General features: G+C 49.5%; 12 protein-coding genes. 8 read left to right on the plus strand and 4 right to left on the minus strand.

Features of this window, described 5'->3' with window-relative positions; all coding sequences use genetic code 11:
- Positions 1-197: 197 nt before the first annotated feature.
- Positions 198-1,883, minus strand: coding sequence for a DUF3365 domain-containing protein (locus HOM51_05405; GenBank protein MBT5033938.1), 1,686 nt, complete (start codon positions 1,881-1,883; stop codon positions 198-200).
- 340 nt (positions 1,884-2,223) lie between these two features.
- Between HOM51_05405 and HOM51_05410 the strand changes: the two genes are divergently transcribed.
- Complete coding sequence (locus HOM51_05410) at positions 2,224-2,580, plus strand: hypothetical protein (protein ID MBT5033939.1); 357 nt, start codon at positions 2,224-2,226, stop codon at positions 2,578-2,580.
- A 3-nt stretch (positions 2,581-2,583) separates the two neighbouring features.
- Here HOM51_05410 and HOM51_05415 read toward each other — a convergent pair whose 3' ends face one another.
- The gene (locus HOM51_05415; GenBank protein ID MBT5033940.1) at positions 2,584-2,844 is read right to left on the minus strand and encodes a hypothetical protein; all 261 of its coding nucleotides are present in this window, start codon (positions 2,842-2,844) and stop codon (positions 2,584-2,586) included.
- 105 nt (positions 2,845-2,949) lie between these two features.
- On the opposite strand from HOM51_05415, the gene HOM51_05420 reads away from it, so the two are divergent.
- On the plus strand, positions 2,950-3,255 hold the full coding sequence (locus tag HOM51_05420; GenBank protein ID MBT5033941.1) for a divalent-cation tolerance protein CutA: 306 nt from the start codon (positions 2,950-2,952) through the stop codon (positions 3,253-3,255).
- A gap of 11 nt (positions 3,256-3,266) precedes the next feature.
- Here HOM51_05420 and HOM51_05425 read toward each other — a convergent pair whose 3' ends face one another.
- Both HOM51_05425 and HOM51_05430 read right to left on the minus strand, forming a co-directional pair.
- Positions 3,267-4,199: a response regulator gene (locus HOM51_05425; GenBank protein ID MBT5033942.1), complete on the minus strand. Its 933-nt coding sequence runs from the start codon at positions 4,197-4,199 to the stop codon at positions 3,267-3,269.
- Positions 4,200-4,330: 131 nt separating this feature from the next.
- A complete protein-coding gene (locus HOM51_05430) occupies positions 4,331-5,485 on the minus strand; it encodes a bifunctional 2-C-methyl-D-erythritol 4-phosphate cytidylyltransferase/2-C-methyl-D-erythritol 2,4-cyclodiphosphate synthase (GenBank protein ID MBT5033943.1) in 1,155 nt (384 codons plus the stop codon).
- A gap of 137 nt (positions 5,486-5,622) precedes the next feature.
- On the opposite strand from HOM51_05430, the gene ccsA reads away from it, so the two are divergent.
- The 6 genes from ccsA (at position 5,623) to HOM51_05460 (ending at position 13,776) form a co-directional block, all read left to right on the plus strand.
- Positions 5,623-6,420 carry a cytochrome c biogenesis protein CcsA gene (ccsA, locus tag HOM51_05435; protein MBT5033944.1) on the plus strand — a complete coding sequence of 266 codons (798 nt, stop codon included), beginning with the start codon at positions 5,623-5,625 and terminating at the stop codon, positions 6,418-6,420.
- A 120-nt stretch (positions 6,421-6,540) separates the two neighbouring features.
- Positions 6,541-7,530 carry a tRNA dihydrouridine synthase DusB gene (gene dusB / locus HOM51_05440; GenBank protein MBT5033945.1) on the plus strand — a complete coding sequence of 330 codons (990 nt, stop codon included), beginning with the start codon at positions 6,541-6,543 and terminating at the stop codon, positions 7,528-7,530.
- Complete coding sequence (locus tag HOM51_05445) at positions 7,531-8,640, plus strand: PAS domain-containing protein (GenBank protein MBT5033946.1); 1,110 nt, start codon at positions 7,531-7,533, stop codon at positions 8,638-8,640.
- 15 nt (positions 8,641-8,655) lie between these two features.
- The gene (gene ntrC / locus HOM51_05450; protein MBT5033947.1) at positions 8,656-10,104 is read left to right on the plus strand and encodes a nitrogen regulation protein NR(I); all 1,449 of its coding nucleotides are present in this window, start codon (positions 8,656-8,658) and stop codon (positions 10,102-10,104) included.
- A complete protein-coding gene (locus tag HOM51_05455; protein MBT5033948.1) occupies positions 10,101-12,398 on the plus strand; it encodes a PAS domain-containing sensor histidine kinase in 2,298 nt (765 codons plus the stop codon). Before ntrC ends, HOM51_05455 begins: the two co-directional genes overlap by 4 nt.
- Entirely contained in the window at positions 12,388-13,776 is a 1,389-nt protein-coding gene (locus HOM51_05460) for a sigma-54-dependent Fis family transcriptional regulator (GenBank protein ID MBT5033949.1), read from the plus strand. Before HOM51_05455 ends, HOM51_05460 begins: the two co-directional genes overlap by 11 nt.
- Positions 13,777-13,794: the final 18 nt, after the last annotated feature.

Consider the following 13,794-nt stretch of genomic DNA (forward strand, 5'->3'; position numbering starts at 1 on the left):
GGCAACGAAAACCTAAACGTTAAATTTTTATTTTATTTTTCTAATGTCCGGATCTGGCTATTAGCAGCCTAAAGAGAATGGGGCAGAACATGTCCGCTCTGCCCCCTAAAATCAGACGTCTACCTTTTCGGCAATAGCTAAAGCGTCATCAACTTCTATTCCCAAGTATCTGACGGTGCTCTCAACCTTGGTATGCCCTAGTAGAAGCTGAACGGCTCGAAGGTTACCCGAATAGATTTAGCAGAAGAAGTCGCTGACGAATGAGTCAAACCACCGACGCTATCGAGCACAATATTTGCATCCACGCTCACTGTAGATACGGTACGGGCAATCTCATTGGTTGTTGAGTTTTGTTCTTCAACTGCGCTGGAGATTGTGGCCGACATGGAATTTATTTCGCCAATTACATTTCTGATGCGCTCAATTGACTCGACCGTTTTTCCGGTGGCCCCCTGAACATTGCCGATTATTGATGAAATTTGTTCTGTTGCTTTGGCTGTCTGGCTTGCAAGGTTTTTGACCTCCGAAGCCACGACTGCAAAACCTTTTCCGGCATCACCGGCACGGGCAGCTTCGATGGTTGCGTTCAGCGCTAAAAGGTTCGTCTGATCCGCAATGTCAGAGATCATACCTACAACTTCACCAATTTTTTGGCTTTCTTCATCCAATCCCTGAACCATTTCCGTTGCTTGATCAACTTCAGCAACCGCTGAGGCCGAAATCGATGCAGATTGTGAAACTTGTGACGAAATTTCAGATACGGACGCAGACAGCTGCTCCGCCGCTGCTGAGGTTGACTCCACACTACCTGACGTCCGCTCAGCCGCCATAGCGACTTCAAAGGATCGACTGCCAGCCTTTCCGGTATCATCGCTCGCGCCCGTGGCGGCGGCTTTGATACGATTAGAGGCATTTGTGACCTGTAAAATCAAATCGTCTGCTTTTATCTGAAAGTCAGCAACTAGGTTTTCAACCTTTTGGGCGCGCTCCAGCTTACTGGCTTCAGCAGTTAGCTGGTCCTCCGTCATTTGCTTAGCCTTAATCATGTTTAGTTTAAAAATTTCGACCGCCTTAGCCATGAGTCCGACCTCGTCTCCACGGTCATTCGCTGTAACCTCAACAGATAAATCTCCATCTGCGAGTGTATGCATTGTCCCGGTTATTTCGGTGATTGGCTTTGAAATATTTCGCGCCAAGTAAAAACAAAGCGCAATAATGCCGGCCAGGATAGCGGCGATGATCCCGATAATCGTTACGGACAAGGTGGTCCCATTTGCCAACTGGGAATCTATATTGGCGTTGACCTCCAAAATCCCTCTGACGTCTCCTAGCTTCCAACCTGTCTTCGGTGTATCGGGGTGCCCATTGTGACAATTAACGCATCCTTGGGCGACCATCTTGTCGGCAATAGCGACACGAACAATTTCCTTGCCATTAATCGTCGCCTGCCTGGAAAAAATCTTATTTGGATTGGCGTTGATATACTTCCAGGCTTCCGTCTGAAAGGGGTCTAGCTTACGGTCCTTTCGGTTCGGGAATGGAAAGGCGCTGTATAGCTTTACTGTGGTGTCACGCTTTGAAAGAGCAGCACTCAAATCATGAATCATCGTCGCAGGAAGGGGAATGGATTTTTCCTCTTTCGCGTGATTTATCGATGGTTTGAGATTGCCGTCCGCGAGGACTTTTTTGATGATGTTCTGAACATAATATTTACGTAATGCCTTGAATTGACTGACCGTTTCCGAGGCCGAATGGACGGCCTCTTTTCGCGCGTTATCAGAAATCATACCTGGGAGGATAATCCATATTAAGGCAATTCCGATGAATAATAGAAAGGGGATGGGAACCGTAAGTTTCCAAACAAGGCCCTTGTTCGCGAACATGGCAATTACTCCTCTAAATATTCAAAATTCGTATTAAAATTTTGGCTGGTTTAAACGCTTTTTTTAACAAGATAATTCCGAAATAGGTGCCGCTTCTAACTTTAATAATGAGTGTTATTTGCAATTATCAAACTATCACATGGGAAGGATTTAATTTGAATCAATATTTTGTTATCAAAACCCTACAAAAAGTGATTTGTCTGCAGGACATTCTGCGGGGTCTTACATCGCCCCTTAAATCCACAAATAAACTCAGTCCTTGCACAGACACCCAATATTTCCGTTTAATACACTCATAACCTCCAGACGGCGTTTCATGGGATTAAGAAGGGACAAAGACATGGCAAACGGACAAGACGATTACCAAGACCTCATGGAAATGAAACGGTTTATGGGGGTCGTTGAACAAGGCATTCGTGCTGCCAATCGGGAAATCATTCATAAGCATATTGAGTCGATCGACCATGAGACAGTCCTCACCCTCGGCGTTTCTGTAGCGAAGCTGCGGGCTAAATATCTCGCGGCCGCATTTAACGCGGCTATTGAAGACCATGGCGCGGCTTTGAGCGTAGATGAAGTCGCCGATCTCAAGAATGCCCGTGAAATGTACGAAGAAACCCGTGCCGGCTTCGAAGCTTTGACCGACGCCATCGAGAAGGGGTATGTCGACGTTAGTTTTTCTAAAGATGAGGACTAGAAGTTAAGACTTCTCTTTGAGGATGTCGCGACCGGGCTGTGTCAATTTACAGACTTGCCAATCTGGTTTAATGGGATTGGCGAACCAAGGCCGTACCCAGCCTTTTTCCAGACAACTCTCAACCGTTCGTTTGCTGACCCGTTGGCCATTTTCATCAAATAGCGGAAGCTTCCCACCTGGTTGCGTTAACCCTTGGGCGAGCCACTTTAGTTGCCCGACCGTCGGCTTACCTATTTTTTTCTTAAGTTTGGTTGCTTCCGTCACTGCAGGCCCTCCATTGCAGGTCAGGTTTATGCTACGGTAGTTCGTCGTCGAATCCAAGTAGACCGTTTGAAATTTTAGAAAGAACTGCTCATGGTGTCCGCTCCGATGATTGTTTATGTAACCGCTGGCTCAACAGAAGAGGCCCATACCATTGCCCGTGACGTGGTTGATAAAAAGTTAGCAGCATGTGCCAATATCCTACAGAGTGTGACGTCGATATACCGATGGGAAGGGGCGATCCAAGAAGAAAACGAAACAGTCTTAATTCTAAAATCGACAACAGATAACATTGCCGCGTTGACGGAAGCGATCAAGCAAAGACATACCTACGATTGCCCCTGCATCGTCGCTCTTCCAATTGAGGGTGGTAACGCTGACTTCTTAGATTGGATTAATCAGGAAACGTTATAAACCATTTAAAATTAAGCGCTTTTTGCACTCACGACCGCAGCAATATCACTCGCGACTGCCGCTTGATCCATTTCAGGATCAAAGCTGTTCTTGATCGCCTGGGACAGCGGGGCCAGAAGCTTTACATCTTTTGCAGGTGGGTTGGATTTGTTTTGAAGGATTGAGTTTGAAACCTGAACCATGGACTCACTGAGTTCTGAAATATGGGCGTAATCAGTTCCAACCATGCGCTTACTTAGGTCCTTTGAAACTAAATTCAACTTATTCATATAACCCAAAATTTTATCGTCCATGCCGCCCATGATGAGGCTGCCCATTGATTGCTCAACCAACCACGCAATTTGAAACGCATGGCGTTCCATTTTTTGATTATTGATCTCGGCCAGCACTTTATTAACTTTGTTTTTTGCATCGATCGCGGCCGTTTTATCGCCAGTAGCTTTAGCCCGCAGGGTATTGGGCACTTCAACCAAGGGGATTTCTGACCCACGTTCGGAATCTTTGCGTCGGTCTGGCCCGACATAATCAGTGGTGACAATGAAGGGCTGGCGATTGTTGATGAGATTCGCTGTGCGTTTTAACAAATGATTGGCTGAAATTGGCTTGGGAACCAAGTCATCGATGCCCGCATCGACGAGTTCACGCACGAGTTCGGGAGTAGGATTCCAAGTTACGACGATGACCGGAATGAAAGGATTTCCTTTGAATTCATTGTGCCGAAGTAACCGCACAAATCGAGAAACGCCGCCGCCTTCAAACTCACCCCCCATGATCACCATGTCCGGCGTGCCTGATTTAATCATGCCGATCAGAGTGGGGATGTCTTGACCAAGGGTGAACTTACGGAAGCCATTGGACTGCATGACCCCTCTGATGCTTTCGCGCGCGCCTAAATCGCCGTCAACCAACGCGACTTCCACATCATCGTATTTGAAATCATTCATTATGATTTGACCAATAGCCCACTCAACAATCTAGCCCTCTTTACCGAACGATCATCCTAACGCTTAGATTTGGATGTCGTCACGGGTTAGTTTGTAATTGTTAATAAAATTTATTCCAATTTATATTCGTGTCATTCATTTGTCGGTAATTTTACCGTCGCAATGGCTTGAGCAGCCACACCCTCTCCCCGCCCCGTAAATCCGAGTCGTTCGGTCGTCGTTCCTTTTACTCCAATACGCTCAAGAGAAACACCCAAAATTTCTGAAATTCGAGCTCTCATGGTTTCACGATGAGGCCCAATTTTTGGTTTTTCACAAATGATTGTCACATCGATGTTCGAAATTGAGCCGCCGCGCTCGACAACCAAATCCCCCGCGTGCTTCAAAAACGTGTTAGATGGCTCTCCCTTCCATTGCGGATCACTGGGCGGGAAATGCATGCCTATATCACCCGCACCTATCGCCCCCAAGATCGCATCGGTAATCGAATGAAGCCCGACATCAGCGTCTGAATGGCCTAAGAGAGATTGATCGTAGGGAATTTCCACACCACAAATTGTGACGCCGTCACCGGGACAAAATTGATGCACATCGAAACCCAACCCAGTCCGCGTTTCACCGTTCGATACCATACGTTCTGCCTTATCCAAGTCTTCTTGGGTGGTAATTTTAAAATTATCTTCGCTGCCGGGCGTAATGGCCACATCCAATCCTGCATGTTCGGCGACGGCACCATCATCTGTTAGGGCTAATCCGGCGGCCTTACGATGGGCGGCCATCAGTTCACCATATCGAAATCCTTGAGGTGTTTGTGCGCGGAAAAGACCATCTCTGCTAACGGTTTCTTTTATGAGGTCATCAGCCCCTCGTTTTAAAGTATCGGTTACGGGAAGAGAGGGAATGGCACCGGGATGTGATTTCAATCCGTCCAACACCCCAGTAATAACGTGTGCCGCGACAAAGGGCCGGGCTGCGTCATGAATAAGAATTTTGCTAGGTGCCAGAGTTTCAACGCTTTCTAACCCGAGTCGCACAGAATCTTGCCGGGTTGCACCGCCGGGGACTGGATCAAGCACATCCAGGCCAGCAACAGCCTTGTGAAATAATGTTTCATCATCCGGATGAATTACTGGCCTGACAGCATCGATATCAGGATGAGACAGAAACGCGCTCACCGTCCGCCGAAGCACAGGAACCCCACCCAACAACCGATACTGTTTCGGGATATCGCCGCCAAAGCGATGTCCTCGGCCAGCACCTACAATTATGGCTATGGTTTCGCCCATAGGGGCTCCTTTTGAAATTCAGTCTCTTCATGCCCACAAATAACTGTGCAGTGCAATGGTTCACATGTATGTTCGCCAACTTAAGTGGCTTCCTTCTAATTATTAGGAGGAGGGGTCTTCTGCAACGAGTAGAAAGTATGAGCCAAAGCCTGCTATTTGGAATTTCTGCCTTATTTGCATTGATGCCAGCAACGCTTGTTGGTTTTAGGGCTAATGGAGGGCGGGATGCGCTATTTTGGGCTACCCTTGCTGTGGCCTTGGCGGGGCCTCTGGCCTGGTTTGTCGTGCAGATGTCAGGCGCGTGGCAGACAGGGTTATCCCCGGCCCTGTGGGCCACCATTACAGCCAGCATTATAATATATGCTGGGACGGCGGGTTTAACCGACCAGGCATGGCGGTTGGCACCGCTGGTCGGTGGGTATTTGATCTTAATCGGCGTGGTTGCTCTCGTTTGGCAACATGCGCCTGAAACGGCGCAAAGGGTATCCGCTCCTGGAATCTGGACGACCGTTCATATAGTCGTATCAGTTTCGACTTATGGATTGGTCACCATTGCAGCCGTATCTGCACTCGCCGCTTTTTTGCAAGAACGCGCGCTTAAAACGAAGCAACCGACGCGTCTCACACGCATATTGCCTTCGGTCACCGATTGCGAGCGGCTTTTGGTCAAGTTGCTGGTGATTGGTGAGGGAGTTTTGGCATTGGGTCTTGCCAGTGGCATCGCGGTTAACATTGGCAGCTCCCACACAGCAATATCTCTCGACCACAAAACCATTCTAACAATTGCGACGTTTGTCGTTATCGGGGGTCTGTTGTTAGCCCACTTTCGGACAGGGGTCAGGGGTCGGATAGTCACGCGATTTGTGTTACTTGCCTATCTTTTGCTCACCCTCGGCTACCCGGGGGTCAAATTCGTCACCGACGTTCTTCTATAAACAACCTGAATAAGTTTAGTTTTTGTGCAATTTTGGCTGCAACTGTGTTGCAATCCAGCCGCATATGCACAATAAATAGGCACGCCCCAGAATATCTGAACCTTTAAAATATAGATTACGATGACAATTGAAATTGGCCCGATTCTACTCGATAGCCCTGTCTTATTAGCACCGATGTCTGGCGTGACGGATATGCCGTACCGCCGATTGGTTAAGCGCAATGGTGCCGGCTTGGTTATTTCTGAGATGATCGCCAGCAAGGCGATGATTTACGCCAACAAAAAAACCATGAAAATGGCGTCGAACTGCGCCGAAGAATTCCCAATGGCTGTGCAATTAGCCGGGTGTGATCCGGAAATCATGGCAGAAGCCGCGCGCATGAACGTAGATCGCGGTGCGGCGATCATCGACATCAACATGGGATGCCCAGTCAAAAAAGTCACCACAGGTCAACAAGCAGGCTCCGCCTTAATGCGGGAAGAAGACAAAGCTGCTCGGATTCTGGAAGCCACTGTGAATGCGGTGAGCGTACCCGTTACCCTTAAAATGCGGACCGGGTGGGACGATGAAAGCCGAAATGCACCAAGGCTGGCCAAGATTGCCGAAGACTGTGGTATCAAAATGATCACCGTGCATGGTCGGACGCGTTGTCAGTTTTACAGAGGGGACGCAGACTGGCCCTTCATCCGTCGGGTCAAAGAGGCTGTTAGCATCCCGGTGATTGCCAACGGCGATGTCACCACCTTGGACAAAGCGCAGGAAATTTTGGATCAGTCTGGTGCCGATGGTGTTATGGTCGGGCGCGGGTCTTATGGCCGTCCTTGGTTTTTAGGCCAAGTCATTGAATTCCTTAAATCCGGCCGCCGCCTTCCTGATCCTTCAATAGAAACGCAAAGGGAAACTGTTCTAGGACATCTGGAAGATATATTGGCCCATTATGGGGTTGAGCGGGGAATTCGCATCGCCCGCAAGCACATCGGCTGGTACAGCAAGGGTCTACCAGGTTCCGCGGACTTCAGAAGTGTTGTCATGAGGGGTTCAGAGCCCGATCACGTTCGCACCTTAATTTGTGAGTTCTATGATTTTGTTGGCGACCGGATGGCGGCTTAAATGACTGCCGAACATGCCGTAAAAAGTGATGAAGCGACTCCGGGGGCCCCGCCTGACGGAGATTCAGTCCTAAATGCGCTGGCGGCAGCGATTCTGGTTGTAGACGGCGCGGGGCGTATTGTGTCCGTCAATCTGGCGGGCGAACAATTTTTTGCGGGCAGTGCAGCAACTCTGCAAGGAACATTGCTTTCAGAGATTCTTCCCGAAGACAGTCCGGTGATGTCGTTAATCAGCCAGGTTCAAGCCACAGGAAATGCCGTATATGAATATGGTGTGCAGATTGAAAATCCCCGTATCGGTCAGCATTTCATAAATGTTCAGGCGACGCTTCTGCTGGAAAATAAGGGTCATGTCGTGTTGTCGGTCCAGGAACGTTCAATCGCCGATAAAATTGACCGCCAGCTGACCCACCGCGGAGCAGCACGCTCATTAAGCGCCATGGGGGCCATGTTGGCGCATGAGGTCAAAAACCCTTTGTCTGGCATCCGCGGGGCGGCGCAACTCTTAGAGCAAACCGCGTCAGAAGATGACCGCCCGTTGACCCAAATTATCAGAGACGAAGCGGACCGGGTCTGTGCGTTGGTAGACCGTATGGAGGTCTTTTCGGACGCCGTGCCGCTGGAGCGTGAGGCGTTGAATATTCACCAAGTCCTAAATCGTGTTCGTCAACTGGCTGAAAATGGATTTGGACAGCATGTAAAAATCGTTGAATCGTATGATCCGTCATTGCCGCATGTCTATGGCAATCGGGATCAATTGGTTCAGACGTTTCTTAATTTGGTCAAGAATGCTTGCGAGGCGTGTCCGAAAACGGGCGGCGAAGTGTTGCTAAACACGGCCTATAAACACGGTGTCCGATTTGCGGTGCCGGGGAGTGACTCTCTCGTCCATCTGCCTTTGATGGTCAACATTCAGGATAACGGTGATGGGATTCCAGAGGATTTGCAAGACCACCTGTTCGATCCCTTCGTGACGTCCAAATTAAAGGGGACCGGCCTCGGATTACCCTTGGTCGCCAAAATCATCAGCCAGCACGGTGGAGTGATAGAATTTGACAGCATTCCCCGTCGTACAATTTTTCGGGTCATGCTTCCGACCGATGTTAATTAACGGAGATTTTTCTGAATGGTTGCGCCCACGATTCTAGTCGCCGACGACGACAGTGCAATTCGCACCGTGCTCAACCAAGCGTTGGGCCGGGCCGGATATGAAGTGCGCGTTACCGATAACGCTGCAACTCTTTGGCGTTGGGTGAGTGATGGCGACGGTGATCTGGTGATTACGGATGTGGTCATGCCGGATGAAAATGGTCTCGACCTAATTCCCAGAATTCGAAAGATCAGACCAGAACTTCGCGTCGTTGTCATGAGTGCCCAAAATACGGTCCTAACGGCCATTCAAGCGACCGAGCGGGGCGCTTTTGAATATATGCCGAAGCCGTTTGACCTCAATGAACTGGTACACGTGGTTAAGCGGGGACTAGAGACCCCAGCAACTTCAGACGACGACGGCCTTCCACAGTCTGAAGCTGGCGAAAGCTTGCCTTTGATCGGGCGTTCCCCTGCTATGCAGGAGATTTATCGCTCGCTTGCACGATTAATGGGAACGGATCTAACGGTTCTTATTCACGGAGAATCGGGCACAGGTAAGGAACTCGTTGCCCGAGCGCTGCACGAATATGGCAAGCGTCGAAACGGTCCTTTTGTCGCCATCAATATGGCGGCAATCCCACGTGAACTCATTGAAAGTGAACTTTTTGGCCATGAAAAAGGCTCCTTTACAGGGGCAGTTAACCGAAAGGCCGGACGCTTTGAACAAGCCGAAGGGGGCACCCTGTTCATGGATGAAATCTGCGACATGCCGCCAGAAGCGCAGACGCGATTACTTCGGGTCTTACAGGAAGGCGAGTTCACTACGGTTGGAGGGCGCACACCCATAAGAACGAATGCGCGAATTATCACCGCAACCCATCATGATCTTCGTCAACAAATTCGCCACGGGTTGTTTCGTGAGGACCTGTATTTCCGCCTTAATGTGGTTCCCATGCGTCTTCCACCGCTGCGGGAGCGCACAGAGGACATAGATGAACTGGTCCGGCATTTTTTGAATGCCGCGGCGGAGGAGGGACTCCCCCTCAAAACAATAGACAAACCCGCCTTGGATCGGCTTAAAAGTTATCGCTGGCCGGGGAATGTGCGTGAACTGGAAAATCTCGTAAGAAGGCTCGCGGCTCTCTATTCACAAGAAAACATCGGGTTGGACGTTATCGAAGCTGAATTGGTTGATACATCACCGACGACGACGGAAGAAAGCGGCGATGGTCTGGGTGGATCAATTGAACAGCATTTAAAAACTTATTTCTCAGCCCACGGCGACGGGCTTCCTGCGGCGGGTCTTTATGATAGAATTCTTCGTGAAGTGGAACGTCCGTTGATCATTCAGACGCTTCATGCGACGCGCGGCAACCAGATCAAAGCTGCAGAGATTCTTGGACTTAATCGAAACACCTTACGCAAGAAAATTCGAGAACTAGATATTCAAGTCATTCGAGGGGGTAATTCGGGGGGGCAATGAAGAAATCGGCTCAAGGTCCGAAAAAATATTATCTCCGGTTTCGATTGTGGTCACGCCGTGTAGACCTCAGCCGAAAGCTGGCGTTTGCCTTGGCCTTGGCTGCCGTTATCTCGGGTTTCATGACCTGGGCTGTGATGACCCAGACGGTAGAATCTGGTCCCAGAGAGACGAAAACGGTCATTAGCCTTCTTTATCTGGATGCCATCTTACTGTTGATGTTAGGGGCCGTAGTGGCGCGCCGCCTGACTCAACTTTGGACCGCTCGAAGCCGCGGTCACGCTGGGTCTGGTCTCCATATCAAACTTGTCATGATGTTCAGTATTGTCGCTGTCACGCCGGCGATCCTGGTAACAGTCCTCTCTGCATTGTTCTTATCGTTCGGCCTTGATACGTGGTTTAACGACCGTGTCAGGACAGCATTAGGGGCATCGAGAGCCGTCGCCAACGCCTATTTGCATGAACATATCCAGACCATTCGCACCGATGTTCTATCAATCGCAACTGATATAGATCGCAACGCACACATATTGGCGCGCGATAAAAATGCATTTGAAAACTTCCTATCGGTGCAAGGCAATGTTCGAAATCTTCCCGAAACTCTCGTCATGAACAGCCGACGGCGAGTTATTGCAAAGTCAGCCCTAAGCCTGTCTTTAACCTTCGAATTAGCCTCAAACGAAGCGATTGAGCAGGCAAGTCGCGGCGAAGTCGTTGTCTTAACAAATGAAAACGATGATCGAGTTCGGGCTATGATCAAACTTAACCGGCTCATTGATGCGTATTTGCTTGTGGGACGCACGATCGACCCCAAAGTTCTGGCTCACGTCGAACAAACCAAGGGGGCCGTTACCCAGTATGAAAAGCTAGAAGAGAAACGAGAAGGCATCAGCATCACGGCGGTGATCATCTTTGTGATCATTGCCTTATTAATGCTGTTAGCCGCAGTCTGGATTGGTTTAACTCTGGCCACTCAACTCGTTCGTCCGATTGGCAACTTGATCACAGCCGCCGAAAGAGTTCGCAAGGGCGACCTGACAGTTCGTGTTGAGAGCTTGCCGTCGCAAGACGAGTTCGCAACGCTGAACCGATCCTTTAACCGGATGACCAGTCAGTTGGAAAACCAGCAACTAGGGCTTATGGATGCCAACCGCCAACTCGACGAACGACGACGCTTTACCGAGACCGTGCTCTCCGGGGTATCAGCAGGTGTAATTGGCTTGAACAATTTGGGGCACATACGTTTGCCAAATCGCTCAGCCTCGGACTTGCTGGGGGTAGATTTGGAAAAGGTTATCGGTAAGGACCTTGGTGATGTCGTGCCGGAGATGGCCGAAATGCTCGCTCAAGCTATCGAACAACCAGAGCGGCCCCAGCAAGGGGAAGTCAAACTCGTCTTTAAGGGGCAGTTTAAAACCTTATTGGTTTCAATTGCCTCCGAACGCTTGGGCGGCGATATTGTTGGGTTTGTCGTCACTTTTGACGATGTTACGGAATTGTTTTCTGCTCAGCGTCAGGCGGCGTGGTCAGATGTCGCCCGGCGCATTGCCCATGAAATTAAGAACCCTCTGACCCCGATCCAATTATCGGCGGAACGACTAAAGCGTAAATACTTAGATGAAATCACGTCCGATCCCGAGACATTTGCGATCTGTACCGACACCATTGTTCGCCAAGTTGGCGAGATCGGTCGAATGGTTTCCGAATTTTCTTCCTTCGCGCGGATGCCTGAACCGACGATGAAGCCGGAAAATTTATCAAACATATGTCGTCAGTCGTTCTCATTGGAACTGAACCGCCATCCTGACGTGGAATATGATATAAATATCCCCGAAGGCGACGTGCTGATCCCTTGTGATTCGCAACAAATCAGCCAAGTTTTGACTAACGTTTTAAAAAATGCTTCTGAATCCGTAAGCGCCAGGGTTGACGCCGAAGGCGAAGATGGGGAGAAGGGGTATATCGGACTGACATTATCAGAAACTGGTGCAGCTTCTGGCGAAAACAATTCACGGGAGGTCAAAATTGTTATTGAAGATAATGGCGTAGGCCTACCAAAAGAAGATCGGGATCGCCTGACTGAACCTTATGTCACAACGCGGACTAAGGGCACTGGCCTAGGACTCGCGATCGTTAAAAAGATCATGGAAGATCATACCGGAGATTTGATATTGGAAGACCGTGGATTTGGGGGGGCGTCGATATCTTTGGTGTTTCGCCCTGGATCAAATCCGCAGCAGTTACCAGCAGTTGGTCAAGAAAATGAAGAAACGGAAATGAACGCCCATGGCACATGATATTTTGATCGTGGACGATGAGGAAGATATCCGTGTACTCACGGCGGGTATTCTTGAGGACGAGGGCTATCAAGTTCGCACCGCGGCCGACAGCGCTTCTGCACTTTCTTCAATCGAGGTAAGGCGTCCTAATTTGGTTTTGCTCGACATCTGGCTGCAAGGTAGCGATTTAGATGGCCTTGGAATTCTAAAGGAAATCAAAAAAGACCACGCGAATTTACCGGTGTTGATGATGAGTGGCCACGGCACAGTGGAGACTGCAGTTAAGGCAATTAAATTTGGCGCTTATGATTTTATAGAAAAGCCCTTTAAATCTGATCGCCTCATCAATCTTGTAACCCGCTCCATCGAAGCCGCCTTGCTGCGCCGCGAAAATGAAGAACTCAAACTTCGTGTCGGGTCTCAGTCAGAATTAATCGGGACATCGAACGCGGTTAATCATGTCCGCCAAATCATTGAAAAGGTTGCGCCAGCGAACAGTCGGGTGTTGATTTCTGGGCCGTCGGGTTCAGGCAAGGAAGTCGCCGCACAAATGTTGCACAATCTCTCGCGTCGAGCTGACGGACCGTTTGTGGTCGTCAACTGCGCGACAATGGAACCTGACCGCATGGAGGAGGAACTCTTCGGCACAGAAACTCCCACCGATGGCAGCGATGCGCCGCGTAAAGTTGGAACCTTTGAGCAAGCCCATAACGGGACTTTATTTTTAGATGAAGTCGGCGATATGCCCTCGGAAACACAAGGTAAAATCGTTCGAGTTTTACAAGAGCAGATTTTCACCCGAGTGGGTGGCACGACAAAAGTTGAAGTCGATGTGAGGGTTGTTGCGTCTTCAACCTACGACTTGGCCGATGAGATCAAAGAAGGTCGTTTCCGCGAGGACCTTTACTACAGACTCTGCGTTGTGCCGATTGAAATTCCATCTTTGAGAGATCGCCGAGAGGATATCCCCCTGCTTGCGGATTACTTTATGACAAAGACAGGAGAAACCACCGGCCAAGCATCGCGAGAAATTGGTGAGGACGCAATTGCCGCATTGCAATCATATGATTGGTCCGGCGGCAATGTTCGGGAGCTTCGAAATGTCATCGAACGCATGCTGATTATGGCCCCTGAAGAAAGTGAAACTGCCATTGGGACCGACAGTTTACCTGACGAAATCACCTCAGGTGGTTCATCTGAAAGGGATAGCAACTACGGTGCAGAGGTTATTGGTCTGCCGCTTCGTGAAGCCAGAAAGATATTCGAACGAGATTATTTGCTTGCACAAGTAACCCGGTTTGGGGGCAATATCTCGCGAACAGCTAATTTTATCGGTATGGAGCGCTCTGCGCTGCATAGAAAGCTTAAATCACTCGAGATCAAGAGCGAAGAATAATTAGTACCAAGGGTGTTT

It is taken from the genome of Rhodospirillaceae bacterium (genome assembly GCA_018660465.1).
Classification (GTDB): Bacteria; Pseudomonadota; Alphaproteobacteria; order Rhodospirillales; family JABJKH01; genus JABJKH01.